Annotated in this window: 18 protein-coding genes; 10 read left to right on the plus strand and 8 right to left on the minus strand. The window is 54.0% G+C overall.

Features of this window, described 5'->3' with window-relative positions:
* Nucleotides 1-172 precede the first annotated feature (172 nt).
* From BUA44_RS11180 to BUA44_RS11195, 4 genes are read right to left on the minus strand one after another with little or no spacing between them, the layout of a single operon-like run.
* On the minus strand, nucleotides 173-1,249 hold the full coding sequence (locus tag BUA44_RS11180) for a TIGR04133 family radical SAM/SPASM protein (RefSeq protein WP_072812027.1): 1,077 nt from the start codon (nucleotides 1,247-1,249) through the stop codon (nucleotides 173-175).
* Between the two features lie 31 nt (nucleotides 1,250-1,280).
* Nucleotides 1,281-1,760, minus strand: a complete 480-nt coding sequence (locus tag BUA44_RS11185; RefSeq protein ID WP_072812029.1) for a hypothetical protein — start codon at nucleotides 1,758-1,760, stop codon at nucleotides 1,281-1,283.
* A 15-nt stretch (nucleotides 1,761-1,775) separates the two neighbouring features.
* Nucleotides 1,776-2,147, minus strand: a complete 372-nt coding sequence (locus BUA44_RS11190; RefSeq protein ID WP_072812031.1) for a hypothetical protein — start codon at nucleotides 2,145-2,147, stop codon at nucleotides 1,776-1,778.
* A 37-nt stretch (nucleotides 2,148-2,184) separates the two neighbouring features.
* Nucleotides 2,185-2,856: an MPN domain-containing protein gene (locus BUA44_RS11195; RefSeq protein WP_072812033.1), complete on the minus strand. Its 672-nt coding sequence runs from the start codon at nucleotides 2,854-2,856 to the stop codon at nucleotides 2,185-2,187.
* A gap of 389 nt (nucleotides 2,857-3,245) precedes the next feature.
* On the opposite strand from BUA44_RS11195, the gene BUA44_RS11200 reads away from it, so the two are divergent.
* Complete coding sequence (locus BUA44_RS11200; RefSeq protein ID WP_255370542.1) at nucleotides 3,246-4,817, plus strand: glucuronyl esterase domain-containing protein; 1,572 nt, start codon at nucleotides 3,246-3,248, stop codon at nucleotides 4,815-4,817.
* Between the two features lie 91 nt (nucleotides 4,818-4,908).
* The gene (locus BUA44_RS11205) at nucleotides 4,909-5,088 is read left to right on the plus strand and encodes a hypothetical protein (RefSeq protein WP_072812035.1); all 180 of its coding nucleotides are present in this window, start codon (nucleotides 4,909-4,911) and stop codon (nucleotides 5,086-5,088) included.
* Between the two features lie 230 nt (nucleotides 5,089-5,318).
* On the opposite strand, the gene thrH is transcribed toward BUA44_RS11205, so the two are convergent.
* Together thrH and BUA44_RS11215 are read right to left on the minus strand one after the other, a co-directional pair.
* Nucleotides 5,319-5,936: a bifunctional phosphoserine phosphatase/homoserine phosphotransferase ThrH gene (gene thrH / locus BUA44_RS11210; RefSeq protein ID WP_072812037.1), complete on the minus strand. Its 618-nt coding sequence runs from the start codon at nucleotides 5,934-5,936 to the stop codon at nucleotides 5,319-5,321.
* A gap of 140 nt (nucleotides 5,937-6,076) precedes the next feature.
* Nucleotides 6,077-6,973: an Hsp33 family molecular chaperone HslO gene (locus BUA44_RS11215; RefSeq protein WP_072812039.1), complete on the minus strand. Its 897-nt coding sequence runs from the start codon at nucleotides 6,971-6,973 to the stop codon at nucleotides 6,077-6,079.
* Nucleotides 6,974-7,080: 107 nt separating this feature from the next.
* On the opposite strand from BUA44_RS11215, the gene BUA44_RS11220 reads away from it, so the two are divergent.
* The 7 genes from BUA44_RS11220 (at nucleotide 7,081) to BUA44_RS11250 (ending at nucleotide 14,367) form a co-directional block, all read left to right on the plus strand.
* The gene (locus tag BUA44_RS11220; protein WP_072812193.1) at nucleotides 7,081-8,394 is read left to right on the plus strand and encodes a B12-binding domain-containing radical SAM protein; all 1,314 of its coding nucleotides are present in this window, start codon (nucleotides 7,081-7,083) and stop codon (nucleotides 8,392-8,394) included.
* A gap of 47 nt (nucleotides 8,395-8,441) precedes the next feature.
* Complete coding sequence (locus BUA44_RS11225; RefSeq protein ID WP_072812041.1) at nucleotides 8,442-8,987, plus strand: DJ-1 family glyoxalase III; 546 nt, start codon at nucleotides 8,442-8,444, stop codon at nucleotides 8,985-8,987.
* 43 nt (nucleotides 8,988-9,030) lie between these two features.
* A complete protein-coding gene (locus BUA44_RS11230; RefSeq protein WP_097035422.1) occupies nucleotides 9,031-9,459 on the plus strand; it encodes a hypothetical protein in 429 nt (142 codons plus the stop codon).
* Nucleotides 9,459-10,685 carry an NAD-dependent epimerase/dehydratase family protein gene (locus BUA44_RS15990; RefSeq protein ID WP_083579599.1) on the plus strand — a complete coding sequence of 409 codons (1,227 nt, stop codon included), beginning with the start codon at nucleotides 9,459-9,461 and terminating at the stop codon, nucleotides 10,683-10,685. The genes BUA44_RS11230 and BUA44_RS15990 overlap by 1 nt, the downstream gene beginning before the upstream one ends.
* A 2-nt stretch (nucleotides 10,686-10,687) precedes the next feature.
* A complete protein-coding gene (locus BUA44_RS15720) occupies nucleotides 10,688-11,677 on the plus strand; it encodes a glycosyltransferase family 2 protein (protein WP_072812045.1) in 990 nt (329 codons plus the stop codon).
* Nucleotides 11,678-12,262: 585 nt separating this feature from the next.
* Nucleotides 12,263-13,444 (plus strand): TonB family protein, encoded by a 1,182-nt coding sequence (locus tag BUA44_RS11245; protein ID WP_072812047.1) that lies wholly within the window; start codon nucleotides 12,263-12,265, stop codon nucleotides 13,442-13,444.
* A gap of 35 nt (nucleotides 13,445-13,479) precedes the next feature.
* A complete protein-coding gene (locus BUA44_RS11250; RefSeq protein WP_072812049.1) occupies nucleotides 13,480-14,367 on the plus strand; it encodes a hypothetical protein in 888 nt (295 codons plus the stop codon).
* 386 nt (nucleotides 14,368-14,753) lie between these two features.
* Here BUA44_RS11250 and BUA44_RS11255 read toward each other — a convergent pair whose 3' ends face one another.
* A complete protein-coding gene (locus BUA44_RS11255; protein ID WP_072812051.1) occupies nucleotides 14,754-15,377 on the minus strand; it encodes an FKBP-type peptidyl-prolyl cis-trans isomerase in 624 nt (207 codons plus the stop codon).
* Between the two features lie 172 nt (nucleotides 15,378-15,549).
* Here BUA44_RS11255 and BUA44_RS11260 point away from each other — a divergent pair, with 172 nt between their 5' ends.
* Complete coding sequence (locus BUA44_RS11260) at nucleotides 15,550-16,401, plus strand: hypothetical protein (RefSeq protein WP_143151966.1); 852 nt, start codon at nucleotides 15,550-15,552, stop codon at nucleotides 16,399-16,401.
* Nucleotides 16,402-16,434: 33 nt separating this feature from the next.
* On the opposite strand, the gene BUA44_RS11265 is transcribed toward BUA44_RS11260, so the two are convergent.
* Complete coding sequence (locus BUA44_RS11265) at nucleotides 16,435-19,074, minus strand: U32 family peptidase (protein WP_072812055.1); 2,640 nt, start codon at nucleotides 19,072-19,074, stop codon at nucleotides 16,435-16,437.
* Between the last annotated feature and the right edge of the window lie 22 nt (nucleotides 19,075-19,096).

Consider the following 19,096-nt stretch of genomic DNA (forward strand, 5'->3'; position numbering starts at 1 on the left):
ATTATTTCTTTTCGATGGAAAAGGCGTTTTTTTTAGAAAAAACGCAAAAAAAATCACTTTCGGGCGTTGATTGCGGTCAATAATCTTTTTTTTTACATACACTGGGCGTACAGTGCTGTTTTTTTAGGAAAAAAGCGTATTTTGGCCCTGTTCGGCAGGCTTTAGGCCTTGTTTATGCCCCGGCGGCTTCCAAGCGTTTTACATGGCAGTAGGCCAACTCTTTCGTTTTCTCGTCGCGCAGGTGGAGGCTCGAGCCTTCGCAGTAGCGCCAGTACTTGCAGGTCTTGCAGTCGCCGATTTTTGCCCAGCTGCGGTCGCGCATCACCTGGTAGCGGTTCTGCCACACGTCCCAGAGGTCGTCCTTGTAGATGTTGCCCTGGATATAGTCGCCGCGGAGGCTCGGGCATGCCGAAATGCTCCCATCGCAAAGCACGGAAGATACATTCACGCCGGCACGGCAGAAGAACGGGTAGTTGCGGGCATCCTTCTCGTAGCTGCCGAGGAACCCTTCGCAGCCGTAATTCACGTTGATGACGTTCAGTTTCTTGACTTCGCGGATGAAGTCGAACACCTGGCGGAATTCCTGGTTCGTGAGCTGGAACAGCGGATTGTCCTTCGCGCGGCCCTTCGGGAACACCGTCGCGATGCGCCAACGCTTCACGCCGATTTTCAGGAGGATGTCGAGAATCTTCGGGAGTTCCTTCAAGTTCTGGCGGTTTACGCAGGTCATCACGTCGAAGGTGAGGCCCTGCGTGTGGGCGGCCATGTCGATGGCACGGAGTGCGTTATCGAAACTCGTGGGGGCACCGCGGAAATGGTTGTGGCTTTCCTTGAGGCCGTCCAGGCTAATCGTGAGCGAACGGAGGCCTGCATTCAGCAGCTTGGTGTAGCGTTCGGGAGTCATCGCAAGTCCGTTGCTGACCATTCCCCAGGGGTAACCGCGCTTCTTGATTTCTTGCCCGCATTCTTCGAGGTCCTGGCGCATCAAGGGTTCGCCGCCGGTAATCACCACGATAAAATGCTTCGGGTCAATATGCGGGGCGAGTTTATCCAGCACGCCCATAAAATCTTCGCGGGGCATGTCGGGGATGGCGTCCTTCACGCAGTCGCTACCGCAGTGCAGGCAGTGCAAGTTGCAGCGCAGCGTGCATTCCCAGAAAAAGTACGTGAGCGGATGCGCCTTGATTTCGTTGTGGCGGTAAAGGCGGTATGCTTCGAGAGCGAGTTTCTTTTTAAGAGAGAGTTGCATAAAAATGTGGGGTGTGAAATGTGGAGTGTGATTAGGGTTTCTCCGGGCAATCAATGATGGGGTGGCAGCCGGCCAGTGAATCCAGTTCTTCGGAAATATACGGGTTCCGTTCGATGCAGACGTCACCATTTTCTGTGCAGTTCGGGGCTTTTCCGCTGCCGGCCTTCGGGGCGAATACCTGGACTCCTTCGGGGAGCTCGACGCCTTCCGCACCCGCAGCAGAGGGGTCCCTCAGGTACTTGTTGCCGTCGGTGCAGTCGATAATCTTGAATACCTTGCCCGACTCGTTCACGGCGGTGTCGTTGTAGCAAAGATTGTTTACTTCAACAATGACAGGGGCCTCTACGCCATAAAGGCAAACTGCACCCCCTATAGAGTCGGATGGCATTACCTGAACGCCATAATCGGGAGCAATCATAGAAACTTCATCGCTAGAGCTGTCGTCTCCGCAGCTGGCCCAGAAAAAGCCGGTCAGGGCAAGAGCAATTTTTTTCCAGTGCTTGTAAAACATAGGTATAATTATTGTCTAATGGATACGTTCATTTTCAACATAGTATTTTGACTTGAATTCGTCTTCGGTGTAGAGTGTCTTGTTATCCTTTTCATCGCGACAGTCGAATGTTTTCGTTTCGTCGTCGGTCGATTGGAAACAGGTGACGTCGTCTTCACAATAGTACGTGTCCGTGCACGCCGGGTACGACATGGTGCAATTCTCGAAGTTCCCGGCAATCGCATCTTCCTCGTTTTCGCAATCGTACATAATGCCGTATTCGGGGCACATCTGTTCCAATTCGCAGGCAATCAACTCCTTGCTGTCGCTAGAGGAATCGTCGCTGCAGCCGCTCCAGAAAAGAGCGCACAGGCTTAATAGAAATTTTTTCCAATGTTTCTTTATCATATCTTTCGTCTATAGGCTCATAGAGCCGTTCTTTCGTCTATTTCTCCAGGCACTTGTTAATCCGTTCCTGGATTTCCTTCATCTTGTCTTCGTAGACCTTCTGGAGTTCTTCGTCCAGGGCGGGCTTGTTCGCTTCCCACTCTTCCTGCATCTTCAGGAACTTGGCGTATTCTTCGCTAGGCCTGATGGTGCCGTCAATGCATTTTTCTACCGCATTTCTAATGATGGTCGGAGCGCCGTAAAGCGCCACGAATTGGTCGAGTTCCATACGCAGGTTTTCAAGGCACGTAGGCGTTTCTGTCAAGGTCTGCTTGATGGAGTCGATCTTGTCTGCGGCATCGTGCTTGGCCGCTTCCTCTTTCCAGAATTTGGCATTGTCTGCACTGTAATCGTTGGGGAAATACGATACACTGGAATCCATCGGGAAACATTTGACGTCAATGGAATCGGGAGGCTCTACACCATAAAGAAGGCCGGCGACGAATTCGCTGCTGGAACTTGATTCTTCGATACTGCTGGAGCTTGTCTTGGTGGTTTCACTGGAACTGGACTGTGCATCATTTGCGTCGCTGCTGCTTTCGGGTGCAGGCGCACAAATATCGTCGGGACAGCCATAAAGAACGACTTCCGATGAGGCCGAGTCTTCGCAACCTGCCCAGAACAGGGCGGTCAACGTAAGTGCAATCTTTTTCCAATGCTTGTAGAACATGTTTCCTCCTTTTATGATTGCAATATATATTTTATTTGTTTGGTCTGGCTGGCATAATTGCACAATAAAGAGTGTTTTTTTTTGAAAAAAAGAAAAAAGCGTTCTATATAGCACACTCAGCGTTCTATATGTTAAAAATGAACATTTTTGTTCTAATTTATTACAACGTAAAATTTTAGAGTCATGGCGCTCGGCCTTATAACGTCTTTTTTTTGCTTGTAAAGGGCATTTATTTACATTTTGGCAACGTTGTAAGTGCAAACAACGTTTTTCTACCGAAATCGGTACTTTTAGTTCCTCTTTTTTATACTTTAGAAATACCCGGAAAGGTCGAATTCCCGGCCTTGAACATGGGGTTGGTTATGAATAAAAGGAAATATATATTTCCGTTGGCAGTCGCTGCCTTCGGGTTGTGGGCTTGTGGAGAAGACAACAATTCTACCACAGCATGTGTCACCGAACAGTGCCTCATCGATCAATATGGGGAATTCAACGCGGACTCCGCAAACAAGGCCCTGGAAGATTCCATCCTTGCTGCACAGGGGGGGAGCAGTTCTTCGTCCTGGACGGTGTATTCTGCTGAACGCCCTGATCCAAACGAAGCGGGTGAAGAGTTAGAACTGGGTGAATCGAGCAGTAGCGAAGCAGAGGTTGCGTGTGGCCCGCAAACGCCGTGGGCTTGCGTATCCAGCAGTAGTCTTATTTTGCCGGAACCGTCCAGCAGCTCGCATCGTCACCATCACAGTTCCAGCAGTTCCGTCGATTTGCCGCCTGTTTCCAGCTCGAGCGTCGTGGTTGTGCCGCCGACACCCGCAAACGACTTCGTGGAAGACCACCGCAGCGAATGCCAGATTGGCAACATCCCGACGAGCGTGAACAACGCGAAGCTGCCCGACCCGTTCATGGGCCTCGACGGCAAGCGCATTTCCACGAAGGATGAATGGAAGTGCCGCCGCGAAGAAATCGGCGCGATGTACGAAAAGATTATGTTCGGCCAAAAGCCGCGTAACCCCGAAAAGGTCGAAGGCTCCTTCTCTGGTAACAAACTCAAGGTATCCGTGACCGACAAGGGCAAATCCATCTCTTTCTCTGTCAGCATTTCTGGAGGCGGAACCAAGGATAAACCGAAACCCGGCATCATCGGCTTTGCGAGCTTTGGCGGTTGCGGAAGCCTGGGTGCCTCTACGAACGGTCTTGGCGTTGCCATGATTTCGTTCAATCCGGATGACGTCGCTCCCGAAAACGGCGGTGGCTCCTTCTTCCAGCTCTATAATGGCTCCGATGCAGGTACCGCCATTGCTTGGGCATGGGGTATTAGCCGTGTAATCGACGCTCTTGAAAAGACCCCCGAGGCGGGCATTGATGTGCACCATCTGGGTGTTACCGGGTGTTCGCGCCATGGCAAGGGTTCCCTGATTGCTGGTGCGTTTGATGAACGCATTGCACTCGTGATTCCGCAGGAATCCGGTTCCGGTGGCGCGTCTCTCTGGCGTTCTATCGCCCAGGTGAACAAGCAGAAGGGCACGCAGTTCGTGCAGGGCCTTGCCAGTGCAGGTACTGAAGGCCGTTGGATGAAAAGCAGCTTCAAGAATTACGATGGCAAGGAAACCACCCTCCCGTTCGACCAGCACATGCTGACGGCCATGGTGGCACCGCGTGCACTCCTCCTGCTTGACAACCAGTCCTTTGACTGGCTTGGCGAGGTCCCGTCGAACTACTGCGGCAATGCTTCACTTGAAGTGTTCAAGGCCCTCGGCATCGAAGACAATTACACCTATGCTCAGAAGGGTGGTCATAACCACTGCGACCTGCCGCAAGACCATTACGATGAGGTGAAAGCCTATGTCAACGCCTTCTTGAACGAGAGCGGAACGACAAAGGGCAAGGTAGAATCCTTCAGCAGCATCGCTAAGTGGAACAAGTCCGAGTGGATTGACTGGGATACGCCGACCCTCAAGTAATTTCCTAACTCCTGGTTAACTCCAGAGCGGGACCCGTGAACGCGGGCCCCGCATTTTTTTGATCGCTTACCCAAATAGTAAAATGCTTGAAATGGCAGACCAAACGCATTGTTTTGTTGGATTTAGTCTGCTGAAAATTACTTTGTTTGTAGTTGAAGCGGGCGGTTTCGATGTTTTCTTCGCAAAATTTGCGTCGAATGCGCCGGATTTCACCGATTTTCAAGAAAAAAGGGCTTCTTTTAGTTACTTTGTGCGTAAAATGGCAGACTAAATGAGTGTTTTGCTGCCATTTGGTCTGCCAAAATGCAAAAATGCGACCCGAAAGCACTTTGACCACTTAGCGCTTTTATACGATACTTGGTGCTTTAGCACCTTAGTAGAGTTATCCTCTTTGGGGAAGCGCTTCCGTGAGCAACAAAGCCCCTGTTCTTAAACAGGGGCGGTTGCGAAAGTGAGTGAGGAACCGGAGGTCTCGACACCCGAAACGTCGAACGAGCGGTTTTATAACATTTCTTGGAACTGGTGGAACTTCTCGAGCAACTCGGCGTAAGTCTTTGTGGCTTCGAGCTGCGGGAACTGCGCCACGATGGAGTCCGGCGCGCAGAAGAAGCACCCCTTGTCCGCCTGCTTGAGCATGCCCGTGTCGTTGAAGGAGTCGCCCGAAGCGAACACCTTGAAGTTCAGCTCCTGCAGGTGCTTCACGACCTTCGTCTTCTGGTCGCTCATGCGCAGGTGGTAGCCCCTGATGCGGTCGTTTTCCACCACGAGATTGTGGCAGAAAATGGTCGGGAATCCGAGGTTCTTCATGATGGGGTAGGCGAATTCCTGGAACGTGTCCGAAAGGATAATCACCTGCGTCTCGTCGCGGAGTTTGTCCATGAAGTCGCGCGCGCCGTCCAGAAGCCCGAGGTTCGCGATGACGTTCTGGATGTCCGAGAGCTTGATGCCCTCGCGGTCGAGGATGGCGATGCGGCCCTTCATGAGCACGTCGTAGTCGGGGATGTCGCGCGTGGTGAGTCGCAGGTCCGCGATACCCGTCTTCTCGGCGACGGCAATCCAGATTTCGGGGGCGAGGACACCTTCAAGGTCCAGGGTAACGACACATTGCTTCGTAAACATAATCAGTAATCAGTGGTTAGTAGTTGTTGTGTCATTCTGAGCGGTGAACCGTAGGTTCGAAGTCGAAGAATCTAGTAGTTTGCTTTTATTAAAATCCTTCGACGCGCTTCGCTTGCTCAGGATGACACGTAGCCGAATAGTTATTTTCTCTCGTCTCTCGTCTTTCGTCTCTCGTTTATAATCTCGCGCAAGTCTGCGACCGTAATCTGGTACGGCGTGCGGCAGAAGTCGCAGATGACTTCCAGCTCCTTGCCTTCGGCTTCGAGTTCCTGCAGGTCCTTGAGCGGGAGCGTTGCAAGCGTCGCCACCATGCGTTCGCGGCTGCAGGGGCAGTAGGCCTTCGGGTCGATTTCCTTCACGATGTCGATTTCGTACGGCCCGCGCAGCTGGTCCAGCAGCTCGTCCAGGTCAAAACCCTCGGGCGTGTTCATGTCCTTGAACTTCGGCAGGTTCTGCACGATGACTTCGATGAGGTTGATATCCTTGTCCTCGAGGTCGGGGAAAGCCTCGATATAGAACCCCGCGGCGTAGTCGAGCTTGCTCGGGTCTTCGCGGTTGAATGCCGCCTCGATGCCCACGGCGGAGCGGATCTGCTCGGACTGCAGCAGGTAGGTGGCGAGGTTCTGGCCCATCGAAACGGCGGGCGCCTCGATGATGCTCTCGTGGACACGCTTGCCCTGCTCGTTCAGTTTCACGACCTGCACGCTCTGCGGGATGAGCGCGGGTTCGTTACCGCCCACGGCCTGGAGTTCGGCCTGCGGGATCATTGCGCGCACAAGCCCCATCGGCGTCGTGTCGGAAGAAACCTTCGTGATTTCGCCGCCAAAGCGCGTAGTCAGCGAGACCGTGCCCGCGTACTTGAGGCTTGCGCTCAGGAAAATGCTTGCGATGGAGTTTTCGGCCAAAAGCTTGAGGGCGAACCCCTGTGCGTTATGCTGCTTGCCGATTTCGTTCATCGTCGCGGTCAAGTCGACGACAATCAGGCGGAAGGGCGTCTTTTTGCCCGTGGCGCGGATAATGCGGTCCTTGAAATTCATAGGCACAAATGTAGTAAAAAATATAGCCCGAGGGAAGTAGAGTGGTATGTGTTGTTATAATTGTACCAGTGGAAAAACAGCTATTTATCAAATTGATTCAACCCAAGATGCATCGTCGTCCAATGGATACGGACATAAAGTTGCACATGGCACCTCCTTTGGGCCTGCTCACGATTGTGAATCTGGTCAGGAAAGAGCACAGGGTGCAACTGGAAAATGAAAATATTCAGCAAATTCATTATGATGATGCGCCTGATATTGTTGGAATATCGGTTACGGTTGACACCTTGCCGAGGGCCATCGAGATAGCGCGACATTTTCGTGAAAAAGGCTCCATTGTTGTTGCTGGGGGAATTCATGTGACGACCGCCTTTGATACGATCCCGGCAAATGCTTTTGATGTGCTTTGCATTGGCGCTGCAGAAGGCACTTGGCCGGAGATTATAAAGGATTTTCTGGACAACAATCTGAAGCCTGTCTATCGCTGCCCAAAACTGCAAGATGGAAACCTTGTAGTTTCTCCTGCATACGATTTCTTCAAGAAAGGCGAATACTTATACTGTCATGTCGTTCACACAAGCAGGGGTTGTCCTTTTAGGTGTGATTTTTGCTATAACAGCGCTAAAGCGCATCAATACCTAAATCGCAATATTCAGGATGTCTTGGCGGATATTAGGGCGGTTCATTCGAGACACATCATGTTTATCGATGATAATTTTGCGGGGAACCCAATATGGACAAAACAGTTCCTGAAAGAAATTATGCCGTTGCGATTAAAGTGGAGGGCGGCCGTGTCCATCAATGCGGCATTCGATGATGAATTGCTTGACTTGATGAAAAAATCAGGATGTCAAAGTCTGTTTATCGGTTTTGAAAGTATCAATCCGGATTCTGTAAGCGGGGTTCACAAAGTTCAGAACCACACGCAGGAATATGAGAAAGCGATAAGGGCTATTCATGAAAGGGGTATCATGATTAACGCTAGTTTCGTCTTTGGGCTGGATGGCGATACGCCAGAAGTCTTTAAGTCGACTCTAGATTGGATTGTGAAAAATAAGATTGAAACGGTCACATCCCATATTCTGACGCCTTATCCGGGAACGGCTCTCTATGACAGGATGAAATCGGAAGGAAGAATCCTTACCGATGACTTGACCCTTTACAATACGGCTCATGTGGTTTATCAACCAAGAGGAATGACTAGGCAGGAATTGTATCAAGGGTATCATTGGATTTATAAAGAAATATATAGCTTGAAAAATATATGGAGACGTCGTCCGGAGTCTAAGGGCATAAGAGCAGCCTACTTTACATTTAATCTTTTATACCGGAAGTATGGAAAGTTTACCGATATGCTCTGCCATTTGATATCGTATGAAAAAATAGGGGCGATTGCGGAACGAATAGCGAAGTCGGTCTAAGATGAATAGTCTTTGAATTTATTATTTTCCTCAAAAAGAGGTTCAATATGCAGATTCTTTTTCTTATGGCCGATGGTTTCGAGGAAACCGAATTCGTCACACCGTTCGACTACCTGCAGCGGGCGGGTTTCGAGGTAGCGCTTGCGTGCGTTTCGGGCGATTCGTTCGTGACGGGTGCCCACGGGCTCAAGATTGCGGCAGATTTTGCACTTTCGGGTGCCGACACATCAAAGTTCGATGCCGTTCTCCTGCCGGGTGGCGGTCCGGGCGTGCAGCGCCTCAAGGCATCTGCCGACGTGGAACGCGTCGTTTGCGACTTCAACGACAAGAACAAGTGGATTTTCGCCATCTGCGCGGCCCCGCTCGTGCTGAGCAAGGCCGGGCTTCTTGTGGACCGCACGGCGACATGCTTCCCGGGTTGCGAAGTTGAACTTGTCTGCAGCAAGTTTGTGGAAGACCGCGTGGTGGTGGACGGCAATATCGTCACGAGCCGCGGGGCCGGAACCGCCGAGGAATTCGCGTTCGAGTGCATCGCGCAGCTGGGCGGGCGCGATTTGTCCGAAAAAATCCGCAAGCAGGTCGTGGCCCGCTAGGCGTTTTTGTATATTGTTCACATAAACAACAAACGAGGAATTTATGAAGTTTACTCATGCTTTGATTCTTGCAAGTTCGCTCGCATTTTTCGCTTGCGGTGACGATGAATCCTCCACCGGTCCGAGCAACAACGATACTGCGGACTGCTCCGTGACCGACGGTGTGAAGGTCGTTTCCCCGAAGGGCGGCGAGGAATTCAAGGTGGGCGAGACCATCAAGGTCGTGTTCGGCTCCGACATGGATTTTGGCGGCTTCGGTGTTGAGCTCCGCTTCGACGAGGGCGCGAAGAAGGTGAACCTGCTCGAAGAAAGCATCGACGACGCTGTAATCGATGGCAAGACCTGCAACGAGTACAGCATCAAGCTGGATGCCGAGGGCATTGTTGCGGCAGACGACGCCTACATCTACGTCTACCCGTATTCCAAGCAGTCCAAGGCGGGCAAGTCCGGGACCTTCAAGGTCAAGGAGTAATGACCCCCCGCTTCGACGACAGTAGTTTCACCGTGGCCATCGTGGGCTGCGGTGGTTTTATCGGTAGCCATTTGCTCGACGCCGTGCTGGAACGTACCCGCTGGCGCGTTTTTGGCGTGGATCTCGATTTCTACAGGCTGCAACACCGCTTGAACCATGAGCGGTGCGAGTTCCTGTGTGCGGATTTGGCCGACCCCGCTGTCGTGGAGCGCATCGCGCAGTTTCCGCTGGTGGTGAACCTCGCGGCCATCTGTACGCCGAGCCGCTACATGGGGGAGGCGTGCGAGGTTATCCGGAGCAACTACGACCATCCGGCGGCCTTGGCCGAGGCGTGCGCGAAGAGCGGGGCCTGGCTCGTGCATTTTTCCACGTCTGAGATTTACGGGAAGACTGCTGCCGATTCGGGCGAGTTGGTGGAAGATTCGACGCCTGCCGTGTTCGGGCCCGTTACCGCGAGCCGCTGGAGCTATGCGACGGCGAAGCTCCTGGCGGAACGGTTTATCGCGGGTCTGCCCGGCCTGCGCTGGACGGTGGTGCGCCCGTTCAATTTTGTCGGGCCGTACATGGACTTTATGCCGGGCGTGGACGGCGAGGGAATCCCGCGGGTACTCGCGAACTTTTCGACGGCGCTTTTGCGGGGCGAACCCCTGAAGCTCGTGAACGGCGGGAAGGCGAAGCGCTGCTTTACGAGCGTGCACGACGCGATTGATTTCTTGTTTGCGCTGTTCGATGCTGGACTTGGATGCGCGTTGAGTTTTGGTGTCGGTGATTCGCCGGATGCTGGTTGTAAAACCGCGGCGGGCGCTGGTCACTCGGGTCGAGATGCCGTGGGTGTATCGAAGGTAGGTGCCGCGCCGAATGCTAGCGAATTGAAGGTAGGTTCTGCGCCTGGTGCTAGCGAATTGAAGGTAGGTGCCGCGCCGGACGCTGGTGTATTCTCGCAGGCGTTCAATGTGGGGAATGCTGAGAACGAGGTTTCGATTGCGGAACTGGCGCAGAAAATGCGCGCGATTTTCGCGAAGGTGCGCGGGGTCGATGTCTCTACGTTGCCGGAACCGCAAAGCGTTTCGGGCGAGGAATACTACGGCGCGGGTTATGACGATTCGATGCGTCGCATGCCCTCGATTGCGAAGGCCGAGCGCCTGCTCGGGTTCAGGGCGCGCATCCCGCTCGACACGGCTCTGGAAGAATCGCTCTCCTGGTTCGTGATGCATTATTCCGTTTAACAATGATTCCCGACTACTTCATCTTTGTCCCTGCATACAATGTCGCCGCGACTCTCGCCGGCGTGCTGGGGCGCATTCCTCCCGCGGTCATGGAACGCGCGCAGGTGCTCGTGATTGACGACGGCTCGAAGGACGATACGCGCGGGGTTTATGAAACGTTTGTCGCTAAATCGGCGGGTGTCGCGGGGGAGGCAAGTGCCGCGGACAGTGAAGTCGCGGGTAATGCAATCGCGGGTACCAACTGTGTTGGCAATGGAGTTGCTGGTAATAGCCGCGCCGCTCCAAGTTTGGCATGCACGGACAGTGACTGCACGGGAGATAACCGCGCCGCTCCAGGTTTGGCATGCGCGGACCACCTGCAGTACATGCGTTTCGAGAGGAACTTGGGTTACGGAGCCGTGGTGAAGCGCGGAATATCCGAAGGGCTGCGATCCGGTGCAAAATACATCGCTTGCCTGCATGGCGACGGGCAGTACCCTGCAGAACAACTTGGCGAATTCTTCGCGCATCTTGAAACCGCGGGCAACCCGCCCGAAAATGCCGCACCCGAAAATACCGCACCCGAATTTGACCCGTGCGGCCAACCCGAGGTAGGTGCGCCAGCAGGCAATTCTCCCGCAATCGCTCTGGTGCAAGGCTCGCGCCGCCTCGTCCCGGGGGCAGCCCGTGCCGGCAACATGCCCCTCCACAAGCGCATCGGCGGCGCGTTCCTTACGGCGCTCGAAAACATCGCTTTCCGGCAAAAACTTACAGACCGCCACAGCGGTTTCATCGTCTACAATGCGGAATTTTTGAAGACGCTTGACCTCGCGAAACTCAGCCCGAGCTTCGACATCGATTTGGAAATAATCTCCATCGCCGACGCCCGCGGGTGGCGACTGGCCGAACTCCCGATACCCACGCGCTATGCCGGCGAAAAATCCAACCTGAACGTCGTTACCTACGGCCTGCGCGTCTTGCGGCAAATTGCTCGCCGCATTTGCATGCGGTAAGGCTCATTTCGCGCGCATCTCGCAACCTTCGTTTCAACAACATTCGCACCCCGAAATCGCGAAAGTGGCGGTGAAAACCGTAAAAAATCTCTCATTTCACCGCCAAAAATTACTTTGTGTGTAGTAAAAGACGCGGAACGCTCAAAAATTCGCTCGATTTTTTGCCGGTTTCCCTCATTCCGGCGGTGAAATTGCCTGAAAATCTCCTTTTTCACCGCCACGGACCTACATTTTTTGCCATGAAACTACATACAACATAACAAAGTGGCGGTGAAAACAGCAAAAAATTCCCGATTTCACCGCCACAAATGCAATTTACACCTCTAAAAGCGCCTTTCCCGCGTTTTCCCGCGCTTTCTCGCGCATCCTAAGCCCCAAACCGCGCCCAAACGCTTCCAAACTGCGCTCCAGACAACCCGAGAGCCTCCAAATCGTCCTGTTTTTCAAAACTCTCAGCCGACTGTATGTGCCTTTTTTTTTACATTCTCCAGCGTGACCTGATACCAAACCCGATATCAGGCCCGCCTTATGAGACCCGCCATACGTCTTGTCTCTCACATGGCCCGACAACAAAAAGGAGAAAGTATGAAAAAGCCCCTTCTTGCATTACTCGTCGCTTCTGTCGCCCTTCTTTCGGGCTGCGCAAAGACCATGCAACTGAACGATCCTGCGCTCTACGACCAGTACCTCACCAGGACTTACAACCAGCCTCACCATGTGTGCTACAACGCAGTCATCAGGACCTTTGTGGGCAGGGGAGTCGAGCTTACCAAGGCCGACCCGATGGCGGGCCGAATCGTGACGGAAAGGCACCTCGCCATGCTCTACGCCGGGTACGGGATGGTCGGCACGATATCGCACCGTTATTACATCGACGTGACGGGCGACAAGAAGAGGTGCACCATCAAGGTCACCAAGTATAAGGCCTGGAAGGGCGACAACGAAGTTCCCTATGTGGATGTCGACCAGATTTACAACTATTACTGGGCGCCCCTGTTCGGAGGTTTCGAGAGCAACTTCGAAGAAGACGAAGACGACGCCATCCGCTCCAGCAAGGATCTCGATGCGGTCATAAACCAGCACTACCAGGAACTCGACGACATCTACAAGCAGTACAAAAAAGACACGAAAAAGAAGTTCGAGGGCCGTGTCATGCTGAAGTTCACCATCGCGGCAAGCGGGAACATCATCGACATTTCTATCGAGGGCACGACGACAGGCGAACTTGAATTTGACCAGCAAATCAAGGAGGCCGTCAGCAAATGGGACTTTGGCGAGATCCCGGGGAGCAACAACAAGACTCTGATTGTCCCGTTCGATTTCTCGGACACTGCTGGCGATTCCGGCAAAAAAGGTGGACGTCGGGTCAAGGGCGACGGCGATAAGCTCGGCGGTTCCGCGAAAAACGGCAGCGGGGGTATCGGTGACGCGAATGTGGGCGGCCACGCGACTGCGCAGGAGAATGAAGTCAAGGCCAAGGGCCCCCGCTCGGCTGCCGACATCATGAAGGTCGTGAAGAATCGCACTCCGGCGCTCAGAAGCATCTACAACAAGTACAGGGAAAACGACCCGAGTTTCGAGGGCAGAGTCGTCCTGAAGTTTACGATTGGCCCGGATGGCAAGGTCGTTTCTATGTCCATTAAGTCATCTACGACAAACAACGCCAAGTTTGACGAGGAAATCAAGAAGAAAGTCAGTGAATGGAACTTTGGCGAGGCCGGTGCCGGCAACACCACGGTGACAATCCCGTTCGTCTTCTCGGAATAAACTTCGCGTTATGCGTACAAAGTAAGGAGCCACAAATGCGACTTCTGGCAACGATCTTTCTTTTGCTCGTATGCGCTTCGGGTGCATTCGCGACGCATGTCGCCGTGCTCGAGACGGGCGTAGCCCCTGCGGTAAAGAAGAAGGTGACGCTCTCCGACAGGCAGTACCTCACGAACGTATTGCGCGAGGAAGCCGTCAAGCAACTCCCCGCAGAAGACGGCTACACCATCATGACGCGTGACAACATCTCTGCGATGCTCCCGCCGGGGAAGGCCATCGAGGACTGCGAGGGTAGTTGCCTTGCGGAGACGGGCCGGAACATTTCTGCCGATTTCGTGTGCCAGGCGCGCGTGAGCAGCTTCGGCTCGAAACTTGCCCTCTCGGCAGAAATCTACGAGACTGCGGGCAACAAACTCGTGGCGAGTTTCAACGGGAACGGCAAGAATGTGGAGGCTCTACTGAAGGTTATCAAGGAGAACGCTCCGGAATTCTTCGGCAAGGTGAAATCCAACAGGAATGCAGGTTCCGGCGGTATCGGCGAGGCCAGCAGCGTTGACCCCGATGCAAATGAAGATGCGGAGGAAGATGCGGATAAGCTCGCAGTCACTCCCGCTAAGGATGTGCAGTTTGACGATGATGACGATGACATGCCCAGGTCGAACAAGCCCATCAACGAAGTCCCTGCGGTTAAGAACACCCAGAACAGGGTATGGATCCGTTGGGGGCTTATTGGTGGCGGAAGCGTTTTGCTCACGACGGGTATAGTGCTTGCCGCTATGGGGAGCACAGACACCACGACCGAATATGATTACGAGACATTTGAGGAGAAAACCGTTGATAACGGCAATGGCACAAAACTCGGCATCGGGATTGCCTTGTCCATCATCGGAGCCGCCGGTATTGTCGTGGGGTTCTGCTTCTAGCCGGCGCTCATGCTGGATTTTTGCCCAAATTGGGTACCAAACAGGGTTGTTTTGCCTATTTTGGCACCCATTTTTTAGAACAAAGTAACTGAATTTCGGGCGATTAGTGTCTAATAAACGCTAAAAAATGCTTCGGTTGGGTACCAAAATACTTTTTTTCTGTGGTTTGGTACCCATCGTGGCGGCAATTTTGCCAATATTATTGTGGACAAACTAAAATTTTGGGTACCAAACAGTGCAATTTAATGCAGTTTGGTACCCAATTTTGCAATTTTTTGCATTTCGGCGGCTGGCTCGCAAGCTAACCGCGGTAGCATAGTGCCCGCGGCAACATAGCGCCCGCGGCAATTTAATACCCGCGGCGGTTTACAACAGCAGCTTAACGCTTACCCGTTGCCGTGATGCTTGTCGTGGTTGGGGCAGCCGCAGCCGCCCTTGCCGTCGCAGTTTTCCTTGTGTCCGTGGTGGCCGTGGCCTTCGCCGCCGCATTCGCATTCATGGCCTTCCTCGCCACACTTGCATTCGCCATCGCCCTTGCCGCCGCAGCAGCAGTGGTGGCCTTGCGGGTTGAGTTCCTCTTCGGTGGCCTCGCGCACGCTCACGACCTCGATGGCGAAGTTCAGGTTTTTGCCCGCGAGTTCGTGGTTCGCGTCGATGATGGCCTTGTCGCCCGCGACGGACTTCACGCGGATGGGCATCGGGCCCATGGGCGTCTGCGCGTAGAACATCATGCCGGCCTCGACCTTCTCGACACCTTGGAAAGCGTCCATCGGGACTTCCTGCGTCATGCGCTCGTCATATTCGCCGTAACCTTCAGCGGGGATGACCTTCACATCGAACTTGTCGCCGACTTCGTGGCCGACCATCGCGTTTTCGAGCCCCACGACGATCATGTGTGCGCCCTGGATGTACTGGAGCGGTTCGCGGCCTTCGGAGGAATCGATGACGGCTCCTTCGTCGGAGGTGAGGGTGTAGTGCATCTGGACTACGGTCTTGTCGGCGATTTTCATGATGTTCCTTTGTGTGAGGGGGTAAAAAAGTAGGCTAAATATAGAAAAAAGCGGTTTGCAACGTGATAAAAGACAAATTTTTGCACGAAAAGTGAAGTATGTTGTGAAAACTTGTGCATACTTCTTCTTTTTTGTTTATATTCTTCTTAAACACCAGATTCAAGGAGTAAATATGAAGAAATTGCTTTGGACCGGCGCCCTCGCCCTGACCACCATGGCTTGCCTGACCGCCTGTGGCGACGATGATAGTAACGGAACATCGGGTGGGTATGATTCGGGCATCGAATCCATCAAGACATCCGTATGCGACATCAAGAAAAGCGATGACAAGTGGGTCGTTAACACGCATCCTGTTCAAGAAACATATATCTGGACTGATGACGGGGTTGTTGTGCAGTACAGGACAAATGTGAGCTCAAAGGATGGTTGTGAATATGAACGTGAAAGAAGAAAAGAAATAGAAACAGAAACAGACATGGTTTATACCTGTGAGGAACATATTCTCGTAGGAACAGATTCAACCACGCTTAAGGGTGTAGAAAAGGACGCTGTGATTCTCACTGTAAAATTTAAGTGTGAAGAATCCACGGATAAATTCATAACGGAATCGCTTGACGATGACGACGACACCGGTACGGATACCGACGATGAAGGCTCTGTTGGCGACGACGGCGGTTCTTCTGACGTCGATGATGATGAAGGTTCGACAGGCTCCGATGACGAGGATGGAGATGAAGGTGGTCAGGCATCTGACATTACCTGCAACTTCGAAAAGTCTGATGACACCTGGTCCATCGCTAAGGGCGAAGGTGGTGGCGAGATGATTGTTAAGTGGGGCACCGGCAAGGCTGTCGCTGTTACCAAGACTGATTTGGGCGATGCCGAGTCTTGCCAGATGTTGCTTGATCTTGATCCCAGTGACACAAGCGGTTCTTGCGATGGTAAATTCTTAGTTATGGAAGATGCCGATACGTTCAAGAATCTCACCAAGGATGAGATGTACAGCATGTACTGCGCTGATTAGTTCGCGTAATTATGGCTTAATTATGGCGTCGGCTTATTTGCCGGCGTCATTTTTTTTGCGGTCGTGCCACACGCTTTCGTTGAAGAGCTGGCCCTCGCTCAGGCCGTATTTCTCCTCGACGCCCGCCATGCGGATAGCTTCCTCGATGGAAATCTTCCCGCGGATGGCCTGCGTGTAGATGAGCGCCTTCTTGCGCACTGTTGCAGCGTCTTCCTGGAGCATTTCGAGGCGGAAGTGGTTCACTCCGGCGGCGCGTAAATCCGGCAATAATTTCAGGGCCGATTGCGGCTTGCCAACGAATAGCGTGTTGCGACATTCCGCGTCGCTCTGCAGAAAGTGTCGCTCCCCCTTGTGGTCAAGAATTTCGACCTTGTGCTGGGTGCAAATCTTGCCGCATTCGGGGAACCGCCTGCCGGTAGTGAGCGCGCGGGCAAACGCGCAGTATTCGGAATGGAAGGCGGGCATGTACTGGTGGAGCGTGAGTTCCATGCGGCTCCCGTCGATATCGCCCAGCAGGTCGAAAAGCTGCGTGGAGTTCAGGTCCCACGAGGGGTGGAGCGTTTGCAATCCTTGTGACAGGAGCCAGTCGTAGCTCAGGCAGTTTGCGGCGTTCAGGCTGTAGTCGCCCGCGAGCGGAATGCCGCTTTCCTTGAGGATGGAAAGTGCACCGAGGTTACGGACCAGCGCAAAGTCGGGGCAGAGCCGCAGGATGTTCTTGAGGTAGTGGCTTTCGCCCGGCTTGTGGATGCGGAGCGTGGCCATACCTGCCCTGAAACCGAGTTCGCGGATTTGTTCAAGCGGTTCGTCGTATTTTACGCCCCAGTCGAAATCCATGACAACGTTGTCTATGTCGAGTCCTTCGAGCGCAGGGATTTGTTCGGGGCTGCGGACGAGCACCGAAATGATCGGTCGAGCGGCAGTGGGCGCAACTTTCGTGCCAAACTTCACGCTGTTGAGCAGTGCTCTTCCCGCATTGGCACTCGGGTTCAGTTCCTTCCATTCGCAGCGCGCGTTGTCGAGCAGTTCTATCGCCTTCTGGCGGAGCGTGCGGAGCATCTTTCCGGCGATAAACGCGTTTGGCGCGACGCTGACCGAGAGATTGTCCAGCGTGTAAACCGTCGAGCCGAGAGCCGAAAGTTCCTTCTGTGCGAGGTCGCGCAGTTTGTTACCCGCATCGCATTTACCCGCGTCGTTTTTGCCCGCGACCGCACTGCTGTTCCGGGCTTCTTCGATGGGAGTGTCGCCCTGCGCCGTCACGGAATGCCCGCTATAGTCCTGCACGGTAAGCGACAGGGGCGTGCCAATGCAACCTTCCAGCAGCATCTTCACGGGAATGCGCTTCGCCTGCTCGCGGTCGGTAAACGTCTTGCGCAGTTCCTTTTCCAGCGCGGGGGAGTCGTTCCTGTACACCTTCATCCCGCGGGCGACCTGCCGCGTGTCGAAATCGCGCCCGAATTCCATCTTCAGGAGTTGCGGGCCGCACCCGCGCGTAGATGGCTTGCCCTTGTGCTCGTGCACGACTTGCGAGGCGTAGAGTCTCGCACCGGCGCTTTGCGCGAATCTCGGTTCCTCGAAGAGGATCCCGTCACCCGGCCGCGGCATCATACCTGCGACAAGGCCATCGGCGCATCCCTTGTCCTGTTTTGTCATCCCCGCGCAGGCGGGGATCTCCAAACATTCATCCAGTTCCACCACGACACACCCGCGTTCCACGCGCACGACCGTCCCGAGGAACATCCCGTGATGGTTGCTGAACGTGCCGTCCACGAGTTCCTGGTGGTTGTCCCCGTCAAGCCAGCCCGTGCGTAACCCGCGGCTGAACAGCACTTCGAGCGGTTCCATGTCCTTGCCTTCGAGCGGAATGCGGTCTAGCGCCTTGCGGTAGGCACGCGCGACCGCCGCCACGTATTCCGGGCTCTTGAGGCGGCCTTCCACCTTCAGCGAGTTTACGCCGATTTCTTCAAGTTTATCGAGTCGCGGGAGTGCGCATAGGTCGTGCGGACTGAACAGGTATTGCGCATCCGTATCGCGGAATTCCTTGCCGTCCACGAATATGCGGTAGGGGAGCCTGCAACTCTGGGCGCATTGCCCTCGGTTTGCGCTCCGGCCGCCAAAGTTCTCGCTGGTGAGGCACTGCCCCGAATAGCTCACGCATAGCGCGCCGTGAATGAACACTTCGAGCTCGAGCGGGGTCGCTTCCTTGATGCGTGCGATTTCCTTGAGCGAGAGTTCGCGGGCGAGCACGGCGCGGTTGAACCCGAGTTTTGCCGCCAGGTTCACGCTTTCGGCGCTAGCGAGCGTCATCTGCGTGCTTGCGTGAATTTCCTGCGTGGGCGCGATGGCGCGTATCAGGCGCGCAAGCCCGATATCCTGGATAATGAATGCGTCCGGTTCCAGCGAAATCACCTTCGCGAGGAATTCCGGCAACTCCCGCAGTTCGCGTTCGAATACCAGCACGTTCATCGCGAGGAACGTGCGCACGCCGCGCACCCTCGCATACCGGATCATCTCGCCGACGTCTTCGAGCGAAAAGTCCTCAGTGCGCCCGCGCGCGTTCCAGTGCGGAACCCCGAAATAAACGGCATCGGCGCCGTTTGCGACGGCGGCCTCGAGCATCTCGCGCGTACCCACGGGCAAGAGAAGTTCCGGAGATGGCCTCGTACTCGAATTCATATAGTCAAAGATAAAAATTGTA

It is taken from the genome of Fibrobacter sp. UWR3 (assembly GCF_900143055.1).
In the GTDB taxonomy this organism is placed as follows: Bacteria; Fibrobacterota; Fibrobacteria; order Fibrobacterales; family Fibrobacteraceae; genus Fibrobacter.

Excerpts from the sequence above, each read along its gene's own strand:
- BUA44_RS11215 (WP_072812039.1), bottom strand. The coding sequence starts at position 6,973 with ATGAATTTCAAGGACCGCATTATCCGCGCCACGGGCAAAAAGACGCCC.
- BUA44_RS11225 (WP_072812041.1), top strand. The coding sequence starts at position 8,442 with ATGCAGATTCTTTTTCTTATGGCCGATGGTTTCGAGGAAACCGAATTC.
- BUA44_RS11255 (WP_072812051.1), bottom strand. The coding sequence starts at position 15,377 with ATGAAAATCGCCGACAAGACCGTAGTCCAGATGCACTACACCCTCACC.
- thrH (WP_072812037.1), bottom strand. The coding sequence starts at position 5,936 with ATGTTTACGAAGCAATGTGTCGTTACCCTGGACCTTGAAGGTGTCCTC.
- BUA44_RS11220 (WP_072812193.1), top strand. The coding sequence starts at position 7,081 with ATGCATCGTCGTCCAATGGATACGGACATAAAGTTGCACATGGCACCT.
- BUA44_RS11195 (WP_072812033.1), bottom strand. The coding sequence starts at position 2,856 with ATGTTCTACAAGCATTGGAAAAAGATTGCACTTACGTTGACCGCCCTG.
- BUA44_RS15720 (WP_072812045.1), top strand. The coding sequence starts at position 10,688 with ATGATTCCCGACTACTTCATCTTTGTCCCTGCATACAATGTCGCCGCG.
- BUA44_RS11260 (WP_143151966.1), top strand. The coding sequence starts at position 15,550 with ATGAAGAAATTGCTTTGGACCGGCGCCCTCGCCCTGACCACCATGGCT.
- BUA44_RS11190 (WP_072812031.1), bottom strand. The coding sequence starts at position 2,147 with ATGATAAAGAAACATTGGAAAAAATTTCTATTAAGCCTGTGCGCTCTT.
- BUA44_RS11250 (WP_072812049.1), top strand. The coding sequence starts at position 13,480 with ATGCGACTTCTGGCAACGATCTTTCTTTTGCTCGTATGCGCTTCGGGT.
- BUA44_RS11230 (WP_097035422.1), top strand. The coding sequence starts at position 9,031 with ATGAAGTTTACTCATGCTTTGATTCTTGCAAGTTCGCTCGCATTTTTC.
- BUA44_RS11185 (WP_072812029.1), bottom strand. The coding sequence starts at position 1,760 with ATGTTTTACAAGCACTGGAAAAAAATTGCTCTTGCCCTGACCGGCTTT.
- BUA44_RS11180 (WP_072812027.1), bottom strand. The coding sequence starts at position 1,249 with ATGCAACTCTCTCTTAAAAAGAAACTCGCTCTCGAAGCATACCGCCTT.
- BUA44_RS11265 (WP_072812055.1), bottom strand. The coding sequence starts at position 19,074 with ATGAATTCGAGTACGAGGCCATCTCCGGAACTTCTCTTGCCCGTGGGT.
- BUA44_RS11205 (WP_072812035.1), top strand. The coding sequence starts at position 4,909 with ATGGCAGACCAAACGCATTGTTTTGTTGGATTTAGTCTGCTGAAAATT.
- BUA44_RS11245 (WP_072812047.1), top strand. The coding sequence starts at position 12,263 with ATGAAAAAGCCCCTTCTTGCATTACTCGTCGCTTCTGTCGCCCTTCTT.
- BUA44_RS15990 (WP_083579599.1), top strand. The coding sequence starts at position 9,459 with ATGACCCCCCGCTTCGACGACAGTAGTTTCACCGTGGCCATCGTGGGC.